The 20557-nt window shown below is 71.7% G+C and carries 14 protein-coding genes; 10 read left to right on the forward strand and 4 right to left on the reverse strand.

Going from position 1 to position 20557, the window contains the following annotated elements; genetic code table 11:
- The first annotated feature begins 417 nt into the window (after positions 1-417).
- The 4 genes from ACLJPL_RS12370 (at position 418) to glgB (ending at position 8285) form a co-directional block, all read left to right on the forward strand.
- Positions 418-2436: an alpha-1,4-glucan--maltose-1-phosphate maltosyltransferase gene (locus ACLJPL_RS12370; RefSeq protein ID WP_411080815.1), complete on the forward strand. Its 2019-nt coding sequence runs from the start codon at positions 418-420 to the stop codon at positions 2434-2436.
- The gene (treS, locus tag ACLJPL_RS12375; protein ID WP_128851048.1) at positions 2433-4139 is read left to right on the forward strand and encodes a maltose alpha-D-glucosyltransferase; all 1707 of its coding nucleotides are present in this window, start codon (positions 2433-2435) and stop codon (positions 4137-4139) included. Before ACLJPL_RS12370 ends, treS begins: the two co-directional genes overlap by 4 nt.
- A 200-nt stretch (positions 4140-4339) precedes the next feature.
- Positions 4340-5761: a maltokinase N-terminal cap-like domain-containing protein gene (locus ACLJPL_RS12380; RefSeq protein ID WP_411080816.1), complete on the forward strand. Its 1422-nt coding sequence runs from the start codon at positions 4340-4342 to the stop codon at positions 5759-5761.
- Between the two features lie 85 nt (positions 5762-5846).
- On the forward strand, positions 5847-8285 hold the full coding sequence (gene glgB, locus ACLJPL_RS12385) for a 1,4-alpha-glucan branching enzyme (RefSeq protein ID WP_411080817.1): 2439 nt from the start codon (positions 5847-5849) through the stop codon (positions 8283-8285).
- A gap of 72 nt (positions 8286-8357) precedes the next feature.
- Here glgB and ACLJPL_RS12390 read toward each other — a convergent pair whose 3' ends face one another.
- The 3 genes from ACLJPL_RS12390 to ACLJPL_RS12400 form a co-directional block, all read right to left on the reverse strand.
- Positions 8358-8696: a thioredoxin family protein gene (locus ACLJPL_RS12390; protein WP_411080818.1), complete on the reverse strand. Its 339-nt coding sequence runs from the start codon at positions 8694-8696 to the stop codon at positions 8358-8360.
- A complete protein-coding gene (locus ACLJPL_RS12395) occupies positions 8693-9103 on the reverse strand; it encodes a MerR family transcriptional regulator (RefSeq protein ID WP_411080819.1) in 411 nt (136 codons plus the stop codon). Before ACLJPL_RS12395 ends, ACLJPL_RS12390 begins: the two co-directional genes overlap by 4 nt.
- Positions 9104-9208: 105 nt before the next feature.
- Positions 9209-10582 carry a cation:dicarboxylate symporter family transporter gene (locus ACLJPL_RS12400; RefSeq protein ID WP_411080820.1) on the reverse strand — a complete coding sequence of 458 codons (1374 nt, stop codon included), beginning with the start codon at positions 10580-10582 and terminating at the stop codon, positions 9209-9211.
- A gap of 160 nt (positions 10583-10742) precedes the next feature.
- On the opposite strand from ACLJPL_RS12400, the gene ACLJPL_RS12405 reads away from it, so the two are divergent.
- From ACLJPL_RS12405 to ACLJPL_RS12415, 3 genes are all read left to right on the forward strand, one after another.
- Positions 10743-12401, forward strand: coding sequence for an ATP-binding protein (locus ACLJPL_RS12405; protein WP_411080821.1), 1659 nt, complete (start codon positions 10743-10745; stop codon positions 12399-12401).
- Positions 12398-13072, forward strand: a complete 675-nt coding sequence (locus ACLJPL_RS12410; protein WP_411080822.1) for a response regulator — start codon at positions 12398-12400, stop codon at positions 13070-13072. The genes ACLJPL_RS12405 and ACLJPL_RS12410 overlap by 4 nt, the downstream gene beginning before the upstream one ends.
- A gap of 263 nt (positions 13073-13335) precedes the next feature.
- A complete protein-coding gene (locus tag ACLJPL_RS12415; protein WP_411080986.1) occupies positions 13336-13959 on the forward strand; it encodes a helix-turn-helix domain-containing protein in 624 nt (207 codons plus the stop codon).
- 280 nt (positions 13960-14239) lie between these two features.
- On the opposite strand, the gene ACLJPL_RS12420 is transcribed toward ACLJPL_RS12415, so the two are convergent.
- On the reverse strand, positions 14240-15265 hold the full coding sequence (locus ACLJPL_RS12420) for an ATP-dependent 6-phosphofructokinase (protein ID WP_411080823.1): 1026 nt from the start codon (positions 15263-15265) through the stop codon (positions 14240-14242).
- 313 nt (positions 15266-15578) lie between these two features.
- Between ACLJPL_RS12420 and pta the strand changes: the two genes are divergently transcribed.
- The 3 genes from pta (at position 15579) to pyk (ending at position 20463) form a co-directional block, all read left to right on the forward strand.
- A complete protein-coding gene (pta, locus tag ACLJPL_RS12425) occupies positions 15579-17660 on the forward strand; it encodes a phosphate acetyltransferase (RefSeq protein WP_411080824.1) in 2082 nt (693 codons plus the stop codon).
- A gap of 41 nt (positions 17661-17701) precedes the next feature.
- Positions 17702-18961, forward strand: a complete 1260-nt coding sequence (locus tag ACLJPL_RS12430) for an acetate kinase (protein ID WP_411080987.1) — start codon at positions 17702-17704, stop codon at positions 18959-18961.
- A 74-nt stretch (positions 18962-19035) separates the two neighbouring features.
- A complete protein-coding gene (gene pyk, locus ACLJPL_RS12435) occupies positions 19036-20463 on the forward strand; it encodes a pyruvate kinase (RefSeq protein WP_411080825.1) in 1428 nt (475 codons plus the stop codon).
- Positions 20464-20557 lie beyond the last annotated feature (94 nt).

Here is a 20557-nt window from a genome sequence, read left to right on the forward strand (position 1 = left end):
CTGCCGTGTGGCGCCGCAGAGCGGGTATCCGGAACCTGTGGGGGCGCTTCGGGCTCCCGGTGTCCACCGGGGCGCGCGCCGGGCGCGGCCGGACCCGATCGACGGGCTACGACCGAGTAGTTAACACAGCGTTGGATTTCCCGTCGCCGCATGCGGGGAAGGCTCTTCCGGTACGCAGCCCGACCCGGCCCGCACGCCTTCTCGACGCATCCGAAACATGCGTGAAACCCCCGCGACCCATCCATTCGAGTGCCATTCGAGTGAACGCGGACAGGAGCGGCCATGCCCACAGCCCGTCAGCCGACAGCTGAGCAGCTACAAAGGACAGATCCCCATCATCGCGGCACGCGCGGTCGGTCCTCCGCACCCGTGCCGTCTCCCCCGCACACCGAGCTCCTCCAGCCCCCAGGTGATTCCATGATCGGTCGTATTCCCGTCCTGGACGTCCGTCCTCTCGTCGACTGCGGCAGACGGGCGGCGAAGGCCGTCGTCGGTGAGACCTTCCAGGTCACCGCCACCGTCTTCCGCGAAGGCCATGACGCGGTGGCGGCCAATGTCGTCCTGCGCGATCCGAGCGGACGGGTCGGACCGTGGAACCCGATGCGCGAGCTGGCCCCGGGCACGGACCGGTGGGGCGCGGAGATCACCCCGTCGTCGGAGGGCCGCTGGACGTACACGGTGGAGGCGTGGAGCGATCCGGTCACCACCTGGCGGCGCCACGCCGCGATCAAGATCCCGGCCGGCATCGACACGGACCTGGTGCTGGCGGAGGGCGCGGCGCTCCTGGAGCGGGCCGCGGCCGGCGTGCCGAAGAAGAACGGGCGCGAGGCGGTGCTCGCCGCGGTGGACGCGCTGCGCGACGCGGCCCACCCGCCGGCCGCCCGGCTGGCCGCCGCCCTGACCCCGGCCGCCGAAGCGGTCCTCGCCCGGCACCCGCTGCGCGAACTGGTCACCCGGTCCAAGCCGCTGGCGGTGCGGGTGGAGCGTGAGCGGGCGCTGTACGGGTCGTGGTACGAGCTGTTCCCGCGCTCGGAGGGGGCGCGGCGGGTGCCGGTGGACCCGGACGACACCTCGCCGGACGCACCGACCCGCCTGGTGAGCGGCACGTTCCGGACGGCGGCCGAGCGGCTGCCGGCGGTCGCCGCCATGGGCTTCGATGTCGTGTACCTGCCCCCGATCCATCCGATCGGGACGACCCACCGCAAGGGCCCGAACAACACCCTGACGCCCGGCGAGCACGATCCGGGGGTGCCGTGGGCGATCGGTTCGCCGGACGGCGGGCACGACGCCGTCCATCCGGAGCTGGGGACGCTGGAGGACTTCGACCACTTCGTGGAGACGGCCCGCAATCTGCGGATGGAGATCGCGCTGGACTTCGCGCTCCAGTGCTCGCCGGACCACCCGTGGGTCAAGGACCACCCGGACTGGTTCCACCACCGCGCGGACGGCTCGATCGCGTACGCCGAGAACCCGCCGAAGAAGTACCAGGACATCTATCCGATCGCCTTCGACAAGGACATGCGCGGTCTGGTGGCGGAGACGGTGCGGATCCTGCGGTTCTGGATGGGCCACGGGGTGCGGATCTTCCGGGTCGACAACCCGCACACCAAGCCGGTGGTGTTCTGGGAGAAGGTCATCGCCGAGGTCAACGGCACGGACCCCGACGTCGTGTTCCTGGCGGAGGCGTTCACCCGCCCGGCGATGATGCGCACCCTGGGCGCGATCGGGTTCCAGCAGTCGTACACGTACTTCACCTGGCGGAACACCAAGCAGGAGCTGACCGAGTACGTCACGGAGCTGTCCGGGGACGCCGCCGCCTCCATGCGGCCGAACTTCTTCGTGAACACCCCGGACATCCTGCCCGGCTACCTCCAGCACGGCGGCCGCCCGGCCTTCGAGGCCCGGGCCGTGCTCGCCGCCACCCTCTCCCCGTCGTGGGGCGTCTACGCGGGATTCGAGCTGTACGAGAACACTCCGGCCAAGCCGGGGAGTGAGGAGTACCTGCACTCGGAGAAGTACGAACTTCGCCCGAGGGACTGGGAGTCGGCGGAGCGCGAGGGCCGCACGCTGACGCCCCTGATCACCTCGCTGAACCGGATCCGACGACGTAACCCCGCGCTCCAGCAGCTGCGCGAGGTGCACTTCCACCACGTCGACAACGAGTCGCTGATCGCGTACAGCAAGCGTTCCGGTTCGAACATCGTTCTGGTGGTCGTGAACCTCGACCCTCACCACACCCAGGAGGCCACGGTCTCGTTGGACATGGAGCGGCTCGGCCTCCAGGGGCACGAGCGCGTACCGGTGCGCGACGAGCTCACCGGCGACACCTATCACTGGGGCAGGGCCTTCTATGTGCGCCTGGAGCCGGGCATCACGCCCGCGCACATCGCCGTCCTGCGACCGTCCCCGCCGACCGGAGGGTCACCCACACCATGATCGTCAATGAGCCTGTCCACGACACGTTCGAGGACACACCCGCCAAGGACCGTGATCCCGACTGGTTCAAGCGCGCCGTCTTCTACGAGGTGCTCGTCCGGTCCTTCCAGGACTCCAACGGCGACGGAATCGGCGACCTCAAGGGCATCACCGCCAAGCTGGACTACCTCCAGTGGCTCGGCGTCGACTGCCTCTGGCTGCCGCCGTTCTTCAAGTCCCCGCTGCGCGACGGCGGTTACGACGTCTCCGACTACACCGCGGTGCTGCCGGAGTTCGGCGATCTCGCCGACTTCGTGGAGTTCGTGGACGCCTCGCACCAGCGGGGCATGCGCGTCATCATCGACTTCGTCATGAACCACACGAGCGACCAGCACGAGTGGTTCCAGCAGTCCCGCACCGACCCGGACGGGCCGTACGGCGACTACTACGTCTGGGCGGACGACGACAAGCAGTTCCAGGACGCCCGGATCATCTTCGTCGACACCGAGACGTCCAACTGGACCTTCGACCCGGTGCGCAAGCAGTACTACTGGCACCGCTTCTTCTCGCACCAGCCGGACCTCAACTACGAGAACCCGGCGGTGCAGGAGGAGATCCTCGCGGCCCTGCGCTTCTGGCTGGACCTGGGCATCGACGGCTTCCGGGTCGACGCGGTGCCCTACCTCTACCAGCGCGAGGGCACCAACTGCGAGAACCTCCCCGAGACCCACCACTTCCTCAAGCGGGTCCGCAAGGAGATCGACGCCAACTACCCGGACACCGTGCTCCTCGCCGAGGCCAACCAGTGGCCGGAGGACGTCGTCGACTACTTCGGCGACTACGAGGCGGGCGGCGACGAGTGCCACATGGCGTTCCACTTCCCCGTGATGCCGCGCATCTTCATGGCGGTGCGCCGCGAGAGCCGCTACCCGGTCTCGGAAATCCTGGCGAAGACCCCGGCGATCCCGAAGAACTGCCAGTGGGGCATCTTCCTGCGCAACCACGACGAGCTGACCCTCGAAATGGTCACGGACGAAGAGCGCGACTACATGTACGCGGAGTACGCCAAGGACCCGCGGATGCGCGCCAACATCGGCATCCGCCGCCGCCTGGCCCCGCTGCTGGACAACGACCGCAACCAGATCGAGCTGTTCACCGCGCTGCTGCTGTCGCTGCCCGGCTCCCCGATCCTCTACTACGGGGACGAGATCGGGATGGGCGACAACATCTGGCTGGGCGACCGGGACGCGGTGCGCACCCCGATGCAGTGGACGCCCGACCGCAACGCCGGGTTCTCCTCCAGCGATCCGGGGCGGCTCTACCTCCCCACGATCATGGACCCGGTCTACGGCTATCAGGTCACCAATGTCGAGGCGTCGATGGCTTCGCCGTCCTCGCTGCTGCACTGGACGCGGCGGATGATCGAGATCCGCAAGCAGAATCCGGCCTTCGGGCTCGGCGAGTACACCGAGCTGCCCTCGTCCAACCCGGCGGTGCTGGCGTTCACCCGTGAGTACAAGGACGACCTCGTCCTGTGCGTGCACAACTTCTCGCGGTTCGCCCAGCCCACGGAACTGGACCTGCGATCGTTCAACGGACGTCATCCGGTGGAATTGATCGGCGGGGTACGCTTCCCGGCCATCGGCCAGTGGCCCTACCTGCTGACACTGGCGGGACACGGCTTCTACTGGTTCCGGCTGCGCAAGGACGCGCCGCCGGCCTGACATGGCGTCAACCCCTGCGGGGCGGTTTCCGCCGTGCCGCAGGGGGCACTCTGACACGGAGTCCGCCTCTCCACGGTTCCGCCGTTCGAGTCCGTAAGAACCTTCCTCTCCCGACACGTCCCGCACAGCCGGACAGCCATTGCCGCAATCCGGGACACTCTTCGCATCCTGTGGTGTGCCCGGGGAAAGGACGCGATGCCATGTCGGAGGCTGCATCCACTCACGTCGCCCTGGCGAAGAGCACGAGGAACAGCGCAACCCCCAGCAGTACGGTGGACGGAGCCCTGCTTCCGTCCCTCGCCCCCCTGCTCCACGACTGGCTGCCGCGTCAGCGGTGGTTCGCCGGCAAGGGCCGGCCGGTCACCGGCTTCTCCCTCGTGTCGGCCACCGAGATGCTGCCGCTGGACGGCGCGGCGGGGCCGGGACTGCTCCATCTGATGGTCCGCGTCCAGCAGCCGTCGCCATCGGCCCCTCCGGCCGGCGACTGCTACCAGCTCCTGCTCGGCGTCCGCACCTCGCTGCCGGCCACGCTGACCGGGGCGCTGGTCGGCCGGGTGGAGCGGGGACCGCTGGCCGGGCGGACCGTCTACGACGCCCTGCACGATCCACGCCTGGCGGACCTGCTGCTGGAACGGTTCCGCCGACCGGGGGCCCTCGGCTCCCTCCGCTTCGAACGGACCGCCACCATCCCGGCCGGGCTCGCCCCCCGGGTGCTGGACGCCGAACAGTCCAACTCCTCGCTCGTCTACGGCGACGCGTACATCCTCAAGGTCTTCCGCCGGGTCTTCCCCGGCGCCAACCCGGATCTGGAGCTGCCGCTCGCCCTGGCCCGCGAGGGGTGCGAACGGGTGCCGGCCCCCATCGCCTGGTTCGAGGCCCCCGGCCCCGAACCGCTCACCCTCGGCGTCCTCCAGCCCTTCCTGTACGGGGCCCGGGACGGCTGGCAGCTCGCGCTCACCGCGCTCACGGCTGGCCGCGACTTCCTGCCGGAGGCGCGGGCGCTGGGCCGGGCCACCGCCGAGGTCCACACCGCGCTCGCCGCCGCGCTGCCCACCCCGGCGCTGCACGGGACGCAGATCCGGCAGCTGGTCGCCCAGATGACCCAGCGCCTGGAGGCCGCCGCCGAGGCGGTGCCCGCGCTCGTCCCGTACGTCCCCGGGCTGCGCACCGCGTTCGACGCGGTGACGGCGCTCGGGCACCGGGGCGGCGGCTGGGCGCAGCAGCGGGTGCACGGCGATCTCCACCTGGGCCAGGCGCTCCGCTCCCCGGACGGGTTCTGGTCGCTGATCGACTTCGAGGGCGAACCGGCCCGCCCGCTGGACGAGCGCCGCCGCCCCTCGCCCCCGGTGCGCGATGTGGCGGGCATGCTGCGCTCGTTCGACTACGCGGCCCGCTCGCACCGCCCGTGGAACCCGGAGTGGGCGGCCCGCTGCCGTGCCGCCTACTGCGAGGGGTACGCGCAGGCGTCCGGCACCGACCCGCGCGGCGAACCGGAGATGCTGCGCGCCCACGAGACCGACAAGGCGGTGTACGAGGTGCTGTACGAGGCCCGGCACCGCCCCGACTGGCTGCCGGTCCCGATGGCCGCCATCCAGCGACTGGCCCAGTCCGCCGCGGCCTGAGCCCCTCAGTCCGCGGCGGGCCGAGCCCCTCCCGTACCCCCTCATCTCCCCCCGTCCTCCGAACCCCTCCGAGGAGGCAGTCCCTGTGACCGCCCGCAAGCCGTCCCGTAAGGCATCCCGCAAGTCCGCAGCCGCCGAAGCCAACGTCGACGCCGTGAGCGTGGAGAGCGCACCGGAGCCCGCACGCGCTCCCGCGCCCGCCCCTGTCTTCGTCGAAGCCACGGAGACCGCCGAGGCCATCGCGCCAGGGGCCGCCGCCACGACCACCAAGGCCGCACCCGCCAAGCGCGCCCGGCGCGGGGACGCGGTCCCGCCTCGACCCCGGCAGGGCGGCGACGGCGCGAGCGCCCGCCCGGCGCCGGCCCTGGACGTCGCGGACCGCGGCCGGCTGCTGGCCGGCGAGCACCACGCGCCGCACGACGTGCTCGGCGCGCGGCTGATCCCCGGCGGTGTGCTGGTACGGGCGCTGCGCCCGTTCGCCCGCTCCGTCGCGGTGCTGGCCGGCGGGGCGCGGACCGAACTGCACGACGACGGCGACGGGTTCTTCTCCGGTGTGCTGCCGGTGCCGGAGGCTCCCGCGTACCGTCTCCAGGTCGCGTACGACGACAACACCATCGAGGTGGAGGACCCCTACCGCTTCTGGCCCTCGCTCGGTGAGCTGGATCTGCATCTGATCGGGGAGGGCCGCCACGAGGAGCTGTGGCGGGCGCTCGGCTCGGAGCCGATGGAGCACCAGGGGGTGGCAGGGACGCGGTTCACCGTGTGGGCCCCGAACGCGCGCGGGGTGCGGGTGTCCGGCGACTTCAACTACTGGGACGGCACGGGCTGTCCGATGCGTTCGCTCGGCTCGACCGGGGTGTGGGAGCTGTTCCTGCCCGGGGTCGGCGAGGGCGCGCTGTACAAGTACGACATCGCCCGCCCGGACGGCTCGCACACCATGCGGGCCGACCCGATGGCCCGGCACACCGAGGTCCCGCCCGCGACCGCGTCCGTGGTCACCGCCTCGCACCACGAGTGGCAGGACGCGGACTGGATGGCGCACCGGGGCGACCGGCCGGTCCACGAGGCCCCCTTCTCCGTCTACGAGGTCCATCTCGCGTCCTGGCGGCCTGGCCTGACGTACCGTCAACTGGCCGCGCAGCTCCCCGCGTACGTCAAGGACCTGGGCTTCACGCACGTCGAGCTGATGCCGGTCGCGGAGCACCCCTTCGGCGGCTCCTGGGGCTACCAGGTGACCGGATTCTTCGCGCCGACCTCGCGGATGGGCTCCCCGGACGACTTCCGGTTCCTGGTGGACGCCCTGCACCGGGCGGGCATCGGCGTGATCATGGACTGGGTGCCCGCGCACTTCCCGCGCGACGACTGGGCGCTCGCGGAGTTCGACGGGCGTCCGCTGTACGAGCACTCCGACCCGCAGCGCGCGGCGCACCCGGACTGGGGAACGCTGGAGTTCGACTACGGCCGCACGGAGGTGCGCAACTTCCTGGTCGCCAACGCGACGTACTGGTGCGAGGAGTTCCACATCGACGGGCTGCGGGTCGACGCGGTCGCCTCGATGCTCTACCTCGACTACTCCCGCGAGGACGGCCAGTGGTCGCCCAACGAGCAGGGGGGACGGGAGAACTGGGACGCGGTCGGCTTCCTCCAGGAGATGAACGCGACGGTCTACCGGCGCAACCCCGGGGTCGTCACCATCGCCGAGGAGTCCACCGCCTGGGACGGCGTCACCCGTCCCACCGACAGCGGGGGCCTGGGCTTCGGGCTGAAGTGGAACATGGGCTGGATGCACGACTCGCTGCTGTACATGACCAAGGAGCCGGTGCACCGCAAGTACCACCACAACGAGATGACGTTCTCGATGGTGTACGCGTACAGCGAGAACTACGTGCTGCCGATCTCGCACGACGAGGTGGTGCACGGCAAGCGGGCGCTGGTGGCGAAGATGCCCGGCGACTGGTGGCAGCAGCGCGCCGACCACCGCGCCTATCTGGGCTTCATGTGGGCCCACCCCGGCAAGCAACTCCTCTTCATGGGCCAGGAGTTCGCCCAGGGCGCGGAATGGTCCGAGGGCCACGGCCCGGACTGGTGGCTGCTGGACCCGACGTACGAGGCGTCCGGCGACCACCGCGGGGTGCGCACCCTGGTGGGCGACCTGAACGCGGTGTACGGGGCGGTGCCCGCGCTGTGGCAGCGCGACACCGTGCCGGAGGGGTTCAGCTGGGTGGACGGCGGGGCGGCCGAGGACAACGTGTTCGCGTTCCTGCGCTACGACGCGGACGGCTCGCCGCTGCTCGCGGTCTCCCACTTCTGCCCGGTGGTCCGCCACGACTACCGGCTCGGGGTGCCGGAGACCGGGACGGAGGGCTGGGTGGAGGTCCTGAACACGGACGCGGCCCGGTACGGCGGCAGCGACGTACGCAATGAGGAGCCGCTCAAGGCGGAGGCGGTGCCGGCGCACGGCCGGCCGTCCAGCATCTCGCTGACGCTGCCGCCGCTGGCCACGGTGTGGTTCCGGCCCGCGTGAGCCTCTGACCCGCGAAGAAGGGGCCCGTAGCGCGTCGCCCCGGCGCCTACGGGCTCCTTCTCTGTGCAGCCCTCAGGCGGTCAGAACGTCCTCCAGTTCCTGGAGCAGCCTCCGCTTCGGCCGGGCGCCGACCATCGACTTCACCGGTTCGCCCGCCCGGAACACCATCAGGGTCGGGGTCGCCAGCACGCCGAAACGGACGGTGAGATCGGGGTGGTGGTCGACGTCGAGCCGGACGACCTTGATCCGGTCGGCCTCCTCGCGGGCGATCTCGCGCAGCACCGGAGCGAGTTGGCGGCACGGCGGGCACCAGTCGGCGGTGAACTGGACCAGCACCGGCAGCCCGGAGCCCAGCACCTCCGCGTCGAACGTCTCCTCGGTGACGTCGGCGACGCCTTCGGTATGGATCATGGTGTTCCTCCCAGTTCGCAGCGGGGCTCCGGGCCGCCCGGCAGGTCGGCCGACGCCTCCAGTTCGGCTCGGGCGAGCTGGGCGCCGACCTCGGCGCGCACCGACGTGAGCTGCCCGATCAGCGCGTCCAGCTCGTCGAGCTTGCGCCGGTAGACGTCGAGGGAGGCGGGACAGGAGTCCCCGGCCGGGTGGCCGGCCCGCAGACAGTCGACGAAGGGCCTGGTCTCCTCCAGGTCGAACCGGAAGTCCTGGAGGGTCCGGATCTGCTGGAGGAGACGCAGGTCCCCCTCGTCGTAACTGCGGTAGCCGTTCTCCGCGCGCCGCGCCGGCAGCAGCCCGCGCGACTCGTAGTAGCGCAGGGCCCGCGTCGTCATCCCGGCCCGTTCGGCCAGCTCCCCGATTCGCATGGGCCGACCGTAATCCTTGACGCCGACGTCAAAGCAAGGACACCCGTACCGGGGGATACGGGTGTCCTCGGGCAGGGGGTGTCGCAGTAGCTCGGAAGGGGCCGGTCAGACCTTGGCGGGGGCGGCTGCCGTCTCGCGCTGCTCGGGTACGTCGCCGGAGTCGGCCGGGTCCGCCGGGGAGCCGTGGTCGTCGACGAGCGTCCGCTCGTCGAAGGGGATGCGGCCGGCGAGGACCTGGTCGACGCGGTCCTTGTCGATCTCCTTGGTCCAGGTGCCGACGAGGACCGTGGCGACCGCGTTGCCCGCGAAGTTCGTCAGGGCGCGGGCCTCGCTCATGAAGCGGTCGATGCCGACGATCAGGCCGACCCCGTCGACGAGTTCGGGGCGGTGCGACTGGAGCCCGCCGGCGAGGGTCGCCAGGCCCGCGCCGGTCACGCCGGCCGCGCCCTTGGAGGCGATGATCATGAAGATCAGCAGGGAGATCTGCTCGCTCGCGCTCAGCGGGGAGCCCATCGCGTTGGCGATGAACAGCGAGGACATCGTGAGGTAGATCGCGGTGCCGTCGAGGTTGAAGGAGTAGCCGGTCGGCACGGTGATGCCGACGACGGGCTTGCTGACGCCCAGGTGCTCCATCTTCGCGATCAGCCTCGGGAGCGCCGACTCGGAGGAGGAGGTCGAGAGGATGAGCAGGAACTCGCGGCCCAGGTACTTCAGCAGGGCGATCAAGTTCACCCCGGAGACCAGCCGCAGGATCGTGCCGAGCACCACGAAGACGAAGAGCGCACAGGTCAGGTAGAAGCCGATCATGATGATGGCGAGGGACTTCAGGGCGTCGAGCCCGGTCTCGCCGACCACTGCCGCGATCGCGCCGAACGCGCCGACCGGGGCGGCCCACATGATCATCGCGAGGATGCGGAAGACGAGCCGCTGGATGTGGGTGATGCCGCGGATGATCGGCTCGCCCGCCGAGCCCATCGCCTGGAGCGCGAAGCCCGCGAGCAGGGCCACCAGCAGGGTCTGGAGGACCTCGCCGGCCGTGAAGGCGGAGACGATGGTGGTCGGGATGATGCCGAGCAGGAAGTCCACCGTGGACTCGCTCGCGCCCGCCGCCTGCTTCTCCCCCGCCGCGCGGGCCGCCTCCGTGATGTGGAGGGTGGAGCCGGGCTCCAGGAAGTTGCCGACCAGCAGGCCGATGGCGAGGGCGACGGTCGACATCACCAGGAAGTAGCCGAGCGCCAGGCCGCCGACCGCGCCGACCTTCGCCGCCTTGCGGACCGAGCCGACGCCCAGCACGATCGTGCAGAAGATGATCGGCGAGATCATCATCTTGATCAGGTTCACGAAGCCGGCGCCGATGGGCTTGAGCTCGACGGCCACCCCGGGGGCCGTGAAGCCCACCAGGATGCCGAGCGCCACGGCGGCGATCACGGCGATGTACAGATAGTGGGTACGGTCCCGCTGTTTGGCTGCCACGGCCATGGTGGGGGCTCCTCGGCTCGGTCAAGGGTGCGCCCCCGTCCCTGGGGGCTTCGGCGACTATCCACCGCCCTGTGACCCCGGTCACCCTTGCGTTCATATCGTTCACGGGCTCTTTCGAGCCACGGGGAGAGCGCGCTCCGGGCGAGGCAGACTGGTGGCCATGCGCCTCCCCCGTACCCGCCCCCGCAGCCTGGCCGGGCAGCTCTTCGCCATGCAGGTCGTGCTGATCGCCGCGGTGGTCGCCGGATGCGCGGTCTTCGCGTACGTCTCCGGCTCCGCGCAGGCGGAGCAGACGGCGACCCGGCAGGCGCGGGCGGCGGCCGTGGCGGTGGCCGATTCCCCCTCCGTACGGGAGGCCATCGGCACCCCGGACCCCTCCGCCGTGCTCCAGCCATACGCGGAGCAGGTGCGCGAGGACACCGGGATCGCCTTCGTCACGATCATGGACACCGAGCGGGTGCGCTGGACGCATCCCGACGCCTCGCTGATCGGCGAGACCTTCCTCGGGAACACCGCGAAGGCGCTGCGCGGCGAGACGTTCGCGGAGACCTACACCGGCACGCTGGGCCCCTCGATACGGGTGGTCACCCCGATCCGCGACGACGGCCGGATCATCGGCCTGGTCAGTGCGGGCATCACGGTGGAGCGGGTCTCCTCGCAGGTACGGGAGCAGCTCGGGGCCCTCGCGCTGGCGGCGGGCGGGGCGCTGGCGCTGGGCGGGCTCGGCACGTACGTGATCAACGCCCGGCTGCGGCGGCACACCCACGGGATGAACGCCGCCGAGCTGAGCCGGCTGCACGACTACCACCAGGCCACCCTGCACGCGGTGCGCGAAGGGCTGCTGATGCTGGACGGGCGGCGCAGGATCGCGCTCGTCAATGACGCGGGGCGCGAACTGCTGGGCCTGGAACCGGAGGCGGAGGCGCTCGGCCGGACCGTCGACGAGCTGGCGCTCCCCGCACCGCTGACCGGGGCGCTGCTGGCGTCGGAGCCACGGGTGGACGAGCTGCACCTCACGGCGGACCGGGTGATCGTGGTCAACACCCGTCCGGTGGTGGGCGGTGAGCGGCGCGGCACGGTGGTGACCCTGCGCGACCACACCGAGCTCCAGGCGCTGACCGGTGAGCTGGACTCCGAGCGCGGCTTCACGCAGGCGCTGCGCTCGCAGGCCCACGAGGCGGCGAACCGGCTGCACACGGTGGTGTCGCTGATCGAGCTGGGCCGGGTGGAGGAGGCGGTGGACTTCGCGACGGCGGAACTGGAGCTGGCCCAGGTGCTCACCGACCGGGTGGTGGGGGCGGTGGAGGAACCGGTGCTGGCCGCGCTGCTGCTGGGCAAGGCGGCCCAGGCGAACGAGCGCGGGGTCGAGCTGGAGCTCGCGGAGGACAGCCTGATCGACGACGGGGCGTTGCCGGACTCCCTGCCCCAGCGGGATCTGGTGACGATCCTCGGCAATCTCATCGACAACGCGGTGGAGGCGGCCTCGGAGGGCGACTCCATGGGGGCGGCGCCGGCGCAGCGTAACGCCTCGGCCGCCGGGCGGGCCCGGGTCACGGTGACCGCGCTGGCCGACGACCGGGAGCTGCTGCTGCGGGTCTGCGACACCGGGGCGGGCATCGGGCCGGACGCGATGGACGAGGTGTTCCGGCGCGGCTGGTCCACCCATGGCGCGGGGCGCGGGCTGGGCCTCGCGCTGGTGCGGCAGGCCGCGCACCGCAACGGCGGGAGCGTGGAGCTGGACCGGGCGGCGGAGGGCGGGGCGCGGTTCACCGTACGGCTGCCGCTCACCGCGCGTGAGGCCCAGGGGGTCACCGCGTGATCCGGGTCCTGGTGGTGGAGGACGACCCGGTGGCCGCCGACGCGCACCAGCTGTACGTGGAGCGGGTCGCCGGCTTCACGGTGGCCGCCGTGGCCCACACCCGGGCGGAGGCGGTGCGGGTGCTGGAGCGCACCCCGGTGGACCTGCTCCTGCTGGACCTCTACCTGCCGGACGGGCACGGGCTCGGGCTGCTGCGCTCGCTGCGGGCCGCCGGGCACGGGGCGGACGTGATCGCGGTGACCTCGGCGCGGGACCTCGCGGTGGTGCGGGAGGGGGTGTCGCTGGGGGTCGTGCAGTACGTGCTGAAGCCGTTCACGTACCCCACGCTGCGGGACCGGCTCGTGCGGTACGCGGAGTTCCGGGCGGCCGCCGGGGAGGCGAGCGGGCAGGAGGAGGTGGACCGGGCGCTGGGCGCGCTGCGGGTCGCCCACCCGGCCGCTCTGCCCAAGGGGCTCAGCGGTCCGACCCTGGAGGCGGTGACCCGGGTCCTGCGGGGGTCGGCGGAGGGGGTGACGGCGGCGGCCGCCGGGGAGCGGCTGGGGATCTCGCGGATCACCGCGCGCCGCTATCTGGAACACCTGGTGACCGTGGGCAGCGCCGCCCGGCGTCCACATTATGGGCAGGTCGGCAGACCCGAGCTCCACTACCGGTGGCTGCCCGAGGGCCACTGAGACCCGGACCCCGGGGCATGCGGCAAGCGCTTGCGGCAAGGGTGGCGGGCCCTCGGGAGGGGGTGCCGGGCCGGGGAAAGAAAGCGCTGGTGGGGGCGTTTTCCCGTACCGTCCGACCGGTTCGGCCTAGGATGTTCCTACGAAGCGTGTTCTGTGCGGGACGTACCGTAGCCAGAGCGGAATGAGGCTTCTACGGTGGGGCCGTGCACCCCACCCCGCCCTTCAACGCCCCCGCCGCGCGACGACTCCGTGAGGCTCTGGGGATGGCGCCCGGCCATGTCGCCTACGGCCTCGCCGCCCAGTACGGGCTCCGGATCAGCGCCGAGACCGTCGTCGCCTGGGAACGCGGCGTCGCGACACCCGGCGAACGCGAGCTGACCGCCCTGGCCGGAGTGCTGTGGTGTGCCCCCGGCGAGCTGCTGGCCGCCGCCTCCACCCTGCGGGAGCACCGGCTGTCCCGGGAGCTCTCCGTCGACGACCTGGCGCGGCAGCTCGGGATGACCGGGGCCTCGTATCTGCGGATGGAGGAGGCCGGACGCTGGAAGGGCAACGAGCGGCAGTCCGCCGCACTGTGCCGGGCGCTCGGTCTGTCGGCGGCGCAGTTCCTGACGGCGACGGGCCGCGACGAGGAGCTGGCGGAGCTGCTGACCAGCGCGGTCACCACGCGCTGGCAGGCGTATGTGCGGCCGGTGGCGAAGATCGTCCCGCTGGAGCGGGCGCAGATCCAGGACGTGCTGGAGCAGTTGCACGCCGACTACCAGGCGCTGATGGTCTCCACGCTCAGCTGGAGCAGCACGGGCCAGGAACGGTCCGGTTCGACGGGCGACGCGGGACGGGCGTTCCTGGCCCGGGTGGTGGACCAGTTCTGGCGGACGGCCGGGGGGTGAGGCCCGGGCGCGACCGGAGCGCCGGAGCCGGGTGAGGCCCGGATGCGACCGGAGCGCCGGAGCCGGGTGAGGCCCGGATGCGACCGGAGCGCCGGAGCCGGGTGAGGCCCGGGCGCGACCGGAGCACCGGAGCCGGGTGAGGCCCGGGCGCGACCGGAGCACCGGAGCCGGGTGAGGCCCGGATGCGACCGGAGCGCCGGAGCCGGGTGAGGCCCGGGCGGCTCGTGTCACGGGGTGTGAGGCCCGTTCGCACGAGTCCGGGTGTGCGGCTCGTGGTGCTCTAGAAGACCGACTCCGCCTCGTACATCCGGTCCACCGGGACCGTCTTCAGCCGGGTGACCGCGTCCGCGAGCGGCACCATGGCGATGTCGTTGCCGCGCAGGGCCGTCATCCGGCCGAAGTCGCCTCGGTGCACGGCCTCCACCGCGTTCCAGCCGAAGCGGGTGGCGAGGACGCGGTCGTACGCGGTGGGGGTGCCGCCGCGCTGGACGTGGCCGAGAATGACCGGCCGGGCCTCCTTGCCGAGCCGGGTCTCCAGCTCGACGGCGAGGCGGTTGCCGATGCCCTGGAAGCGCTCGTGGCCGAACTGGTCGATGGCGCCCTTGGCGTACGGCATGGAGCCCTCGGCCGGGTGCGCGCCCTCGGCGACGCAGATGACGGCGAACTTCTTGCCCCGGGCGAAGCGCTCCTCGACCATCTTGACCAGGTCGTCGACCTGGAAGGGGCGCTCGGGCAGGCAGATGCCGTGCGCGCCGCCCGCCATCCCGGACTCCAGCGCGATCCAGCCGGCGTGCCGGCCCATGACCTCGACGACCATCACCCGCTGGTGGGACTCGGCGGTGGTCTTGAGACGGTCTATGGCCTCGGTCGCGACGCCCACCGCCGTGTCGAAGCCGAAGGTCCGGTCGGTGGCGGAGATGTCGTTGTCGATGGTCTTGGGGACGCCGACGACCGGCATGCCCGCGTCGGACAGCATCCGGGCCGCGGTGAGCGTGCCCTCGCCGCCGATCGGGATGAGCGCGTCGAGGTCGTAACGGCGGGCCAGCTCCTCGCAGTTCTCGGCGGCCTCGCGCAGCCGGTCGCGCTCCAGGCGGGCCGAGCCGAGGATGGTGCCGCCCCGGGCGAGGATGCCGCTGACGGCGTTCAGGTCGAGGGGGCGGTAGTGGCCGTCGAGCAGCCCCTTGAAGCCGTCCTCGAAGCCGATGACCTCGTCGCCGTGACCCACGACGGCCCGGTGGACGACCGACCGGATCACTGCGTTCAGGCCGGGGCAGTCGCCGCCCGCGGTGAGAATTCCGATGCGCATCGAGGTGTGTCTCCTGCTCGTAGTCGCGCTTTCCGGGGGCCGGCTGAGGCGGCTCCCCGTGCCCTGAACCAGGTCGATTGTCCCACGCCGGGCACGGGCAACGCGCTTTTGGCCGGGCGGGCCGCGGAAGCGGGTAGGAGGGACCGGAGGGCGGGACCTCCGGCGGGCGGCATAGCGGCCCGCGCAGGTATCGTCAAGAGGCAATGCAGGCCAATGGCCGCACCCCTCGGAGCGCCGGGGACAGCGCGGGGAGACCCCCCACGTCCTGGACGGAGGACGGGGCGCGGCACCGTACAACGACGGGAGAGCACGCGTGGCGCGCAGCGTGTACGTGACCGGGATCGACCGGGGGGACGGCCGGCAGGTCGTCGAGCTGGGAGTCATGGAGCTACTGACGCGTCAGGTGGACCGGGTCGGGGTCTTCCGCCCGCTGGTCCACGACGGGCCCGACCGGCTCTACGAGCTGCTGCGGGCCCGCTACCGGCTCTCCCAGAGCCCTGCCTCGGTCTATGGCCTGGACTACCACGAGGCGTCCACCGTGCAGGCGGAGAAGGGGACCGACGAGCTGGTGTCGCTGCTCGTCGAGCGCTTCCACCGGGTGGCCCGGGAGTACGAGGTGGTCCTCGTCCTCGGCAGCGACTTCGCGGCCACCCAGCTCCCCGACGAGCTGGCGCTCAACGCCCGCCTCGCCAACGAGTTCGGCGCGTCGGTGATCGCGGTCGTCGGGGGCAAGGGGCAGACGGCGGAGTCCGTCCGCGCCGAGACCCGCAACGCCTACCGCGCCTATGCCGGACTCGGCTGCGACGTGCTGGCGATGGTGGTGAACCGGGTCGCGCCCCAGGACCGGGCGGTGATAGCGGAGCGGCTGGCGGCCCGGCTGCCGGTGCCCGTCTCCGTCCTGCCGGACGACCAGGCGCTGTCCGCTCCCACGGTCGCCCAGATCACCGCCGCGCTGGACGGCACGGTGCTGCTCGGCGACGACGCGGGGCTGGCCCGGGACGCGCTGGACTTCGTGTTCGGCGGGGCGATGCTGCCGAACCTGCTGAACGCGCTGACGCCCGGCTGCCTGGTCGTGACGCCCGGGGACCGGGCCGATCTGGTGGTGGGCTCGCTGGCCGCGCACAGCGCCGGCACCCCGCCCATCGCGGGCGTCCTGCTGACCCTGAACGAGCGCCCCGGCGAGGAGATACTCACGCTGGCCGCCCGGCTCGCACCGGGGACCCCGGTCATCTCGGTGGCCGGCGGCTCCTTCCCCACGGCGGCCGAACTCTTCACGCTGGAAGGGAAGTTGAACGCGGCGACGCCCCGTAAGGCGGAGACCGCGCTCGGCCTCTTCGAGCGCCATGTCGACACCGGGGCGCTCCTGGAGCGGATCTCGGTGGCCCGCAGCGGCCGGGTCACGCCGATGATGTTCGAGCACGAGCTGCTGGAGCAGGCCCGCTCGGACCGCAAGCGCGTGGTGCTGCCCGAGGGCGGCGAGGAGCGGGTGCTGCGCGCGACGGACGTGCTGCTGCGCCGGGCCGTCTGCGACCTCACCCTCCTCGGCGACGTGGACACGATCCGCAAGAAGGCGGCCGACCTCGGCATCGACCTCGCCGAGACCCAGATCATCGACCCGCAGACCTCCGAGCTGCGCCAGGTCTTCGCCGAGCGGTACGCGAAGCTGCGCGCGCACCGGGGGGTGACGGTGGAGCTGGCGTACGACGTGGTGGCGGACGTCAACTACTTCGGCACGCTGATGGTGCAGGAGGGGCTGGCCGATGGAATGGTGTCGGGCTCGGTGCACTCCACCGCCGCCACGATCCGCCCGGCCTTCGAGATCATCAAGACCAAGCCGGACGCCTCGATCGTCTCGTCCGTCTTCTTCATGTGCCTGGCCGACAAGGTGCTCGTGTACGGCGACTGCGCGGTCAACCCGGACCCGAACGCCGAGCAGCTCGCGGACATCGCGGTGCAGTCGGCGGTGACCGCCGCCCGCTTCGGCGTCGAGCCCCGGATCGCGATGCTGTCGTACTCCACGGGAACCTCCGGCTCCGGCGCGGACGTCGACAAGGTGCGCGAGGCGACCGAGCGGGTGCGGGCGGAGCGGCCGGAGCTGCGGGTGGAGGGGCCGATCCAGTACGACGCGGCCGTCGAGCCGTCCGTCGCGGCGACGAAGCTGCCGGAGTCGGAGGTGGCCGGGCAGGCGACCGTGCTGATCTTCCCGGACCTGAACACCGGCAACAACACCTACAAGGCCGTGCAGCGCTCGGCGGGCGCGGTCGCGGTCGGCCCGGTGCTCCAGGGCCTGCGCAAGCCCGTCAACGACCTGTCCCGGGGCGCGCTCGTCCAGGACATCGTCAACACCGTGGCGATCACGGCGATCCAGGCGCAGGGCGAGGAGCGCCCCGCATGACGACCACCTCTCCCTCCGGAAACGAAAGCACGGCAGCCCCTGTGGAACCGCATCGCGTCCTCGTCCTCAACTCCGGCTCCTCCTCGGTGAAGTACCAGCTGCTCGACATGCGCGACCGCTCCCGGCTCGCCTCCGGTCTGGTCGAGCGGATCGGCGAGGAGACCTCGCGCCTGGTGCACACCCCGTCGGCCGGCGGCGGCGCCGGGCCCCGGGAGCGTACGGGCCCGATCGCCGACCACGACGCGGCTCTCAAGGCCGCGGCCGAGGAGCTGACGGCGGACGGGCTCGGCCTCGACTCCCCCGAACTCGCCGCGATCGGGCACCGGGTGGTGCACGGCGGGCTGAGGTTCTCCGCGCCGACCGTGGTCACCGACGAGGTGCTGAAGGAGATCGAGCGCCTGGTCCCGGTGGCCCCGCTGCACAACCCGGCGAACATCACCGGCATCCGTACGGCGCGGGCGCTGCGCCCGGACCTGCCGCAGGTCGCGGTGTTCGACACGGCGTTCCACACGACGATGCCGGAGTCGGCGGCCCGGTACGCGATCGACGTGGAGACCGCCGACGCGCACCGCATCCGCCGCTACGGCTTCCACGGCACCTCGCACGCGTACGTCTCCCGGAAGACGGCCGAGCTGCTGGGCCGGGCTCCCGAGGACGTGAACGTCATCGTGCTGCACCTGGGCAACGGGGCGTCCGCCTCGGCGGTCGCGGGCGGGCGGTGCGTGGAGACCTCCATGGGGCTGACCCCCTTGGAGGGGCTCGTGATGGGTACGCGCTCCGGGGACATCGATCCGGCGGTCGTCTTCCACCTGAAGCGGGTGGCGGGCATGTCGACCGACGAGGTCGACACCCTGCTGAACAAGAAGAGCGGGCTGGTCGGGCTCTGCGGCGACAACGACATGCGGGAGATCCGCCGCCGGGTGGACGAGGGCGACGAGGCGGCCGCGCTCGCCTTCGACGTCTACATCCACCGGCTGAAGAAGTACATCGGCGCGTACGCGGCGGTGCTCGGCCGGGTGGACGCGGTGGCGTTCACGGCGGGGGTCGGGGAGAACTCGGCCCCGGTGCGGGAGGCTGCCGTCGCGGGCCTGGAGGAGTTCGGTCTCGCGGTGGACGCCGGGCTCAACGCCGTACGGTCCGGTGAGCCGCGGCTGATCTCGCCGGAGTACGCGCGGGTCGCGGTCGCCGTGGTGCCGACGGACGAGGAGCTGGAGATCGCGAACCAGACCTTCGCCCTCGTCGGGGAGCCGCAGCCCACGGGCGCCGGACAGGCCGGCGACGTCGGACAGGTCGACAACTGAGCGCCCCCGCGCCCCTTTGTATCTTCCACCAGACGGAATATTCCGCAGCGAAACAAACCGATAGGATCCGCCTCATGCGCCGTTCCAAAATCGTCTGCACCCTCGGTCCCGCCGTCGACTCCCATGAGCAGCTCGTCGCTCTGATCGAGGCCGGCATGAGCGTGGCCCGTTTCAACTTCAGTCACGGCACCCACGAGGAACACCAGGGCCGTTACGACCGTGTCCGCAAGGCGGCCGCCGAGACCGGCCGCGCGGTCGGCGTCCTCGCCGACCTCCAGGGCCCGAAGATCCGCCTGGCGAAGTTCGCCGAGGGCCCGGTCGAGCTGGTCCGCGGGGACGAGTTCACCATCACCTCCGAGGACGTCCCCGGCGACAAGTCGATCTGCGGCACGACCTACAAGGGTCTGCCCGGCGACGTCACCAAGGGCGACCCGATCCTGATCAACGACGGCAACGTCGAGCTGAAGGTCGTCGAGGTCGTCGGCCCCCGCGTCAAGACCATCGTCATCGAGGGCGGGGTCATCTCCGACCACAAGGGCATCAACCTGCCCGGCGCGGCGGTGAACGTGCCCGCCCTCTCCGAGAAGGACGTCGAGGACCTGCGCTTCGCCCTGCGGATGGGCTGCGACCTGGTCGCCCTCTCCTTCGTGCGGGACGCCGACGACGTCAAGGACGTCCACAAGGTGATGGACGAGGAGGGCCGCCGGGTCCCCGTCATCGCCAAGGTGGAGAAGCCGCAGGCGGTCGAGCACATGGAGGGCGTCGTCATGGCGTTCGACGGTGTGATGGTGGCCCGTGGCGACCTGGCGGTGGAGTACCCGCTGGAGAAGGTCCCGATGGTGCAGAAGCGCCTCATCGAGCTGTGCCGCCGCAACGCCAAGCCGGTGATCGTGGCGACCCAGATGATGGAGTCGATGATCACCAACTCGCGGCCGACCCGCGCCGAGGCGTCCGACGTCGCCAACGCGATCCTGGACGGCGCGGACGCGGTCATGCTGTCCGCCGAGTCGTCGGTGGGCGCGTATCCGATCGAGACGGTCAAGACGATGTCGAAGATCGTCGTCGCCGCCGAGGAGGAGCTGCTCTCCAAGGGCCTCCAGCCGCTGGTGCCGGGCAAGAAGCCCCGTACGCAGGGCGGTTCGGTGGCCCGCGCCGCCTGCGAGATCGCGGACTTCCTGGACGGCAAGGCCCTGGTCGCCTTCACCCAGTCCGGCGACACCGCCCGCCGCCTCTCCCGCTACCGCGTGGCCCAGCCGATCCTGGCCTTCACCACGGACGAGGCCACCCGCAACCAGCTGGCCCTGAGCTGGGGCGTCGAGTCGCACGTGGTCCCGCACGCGGACAACACCGACGCGATGGTCGACCTGGTCGACGCGGAGCTGCTGAAGCTGAACCGCTACAACCACGGCGACACCATGATCATCACGGCCGGTTCGCCCCCCGGCATCCCCGGCACCACGAACATGGTCCGGGTCCACCACCTGGGCGGCGAGCAGGAGTGACACCGCGCGTTCCGGCTCGCGCCGGGCGCGTGGAAGCGGCGGCCCCGGACGGTGACACACCGTCCGGGGCCGCCGCTTTCGCACGGGGCGGGGC

It is taken from the genome of Streptomyces sp. cmx-18-6 (assembly GCF_046548915.1).
In the GTDB taxonomy this organism is placed as follows: domain Bacteria; phylum Actinomycetota; class Actinomycetes; order Streptomycetales; family Streptomycetaceae; genus Streptomyces.

Coding starts and splice junctions, on each gene's coding strand:
- ACLJPL_RS12370 (WP_411080815.1), top strand. CDS start 418: ATGATCGGTCGTATTCCCGTCCTGGACGTCCGTCCTCTCGTCGACTGC.
- ACLJPL_RS12405 (WP_411080821.1), top strand. CDS start 10,743: ATGCGCCTCCCCCGTACCCGCCCCCGCAGCCTGGCCGGGCAGCTCTTC.
- ACLJPL_RS12415 (WP_411080986.1), top strand. CDS start 13,336: ATGGCGCCCGGCCATGTCGCCTACGGCCTCGCCGCCCAGTACGGGCTC.
- ACLJPL_RS12395 (WP_411080819.1), bottom strand. CDS start 9,103: ATGCGAATCGGGGAGCTGGCCGAACGGGCCGGGATGACGACGCGGGCC.
- ACLJPL_RS12420 (WP_411080823.1), bottom strand. CDS start 15,265: ATGCGCATCGGAATTCTCACCGCGGGCGGCGACTGCCCCGGCCTGAAC.
- treS (WP_128851048.1), top strand. CDS start 2,433: ATGATCGTCAATGAGCCTGTCCACGACACGTTCGAGGACACACCCGCC.
- ACLJPL_RS12400 (WP_411080820.1), bottom strand. CDS start 10,582: ATGGCCGTGGCAGCCAAACAGCGGGACCGTACCCACTATCTGTACATC.
- pyk (WP_411080825.1), top strand. CDS start 19,036: ATGCGCCGTTCCAAAATCGTCTGCACCCTCGGTCCCGCCGTCGACTCC.
- ACLJPL_RS12390 (WP_411080818.1), bottom strand. CDS start 8,696: ATGATCCATACCGAAGGCGTCGCCGACGTCACCGAGGAGACGTTCGAC.
- ACLJPL_RS12380 (WP_411080816.1), top strand. CDS start 4,340: ATGTCGGAGGCTGCATCCACTCACGTCGCCCTGGCGAAGAGCACGAGG.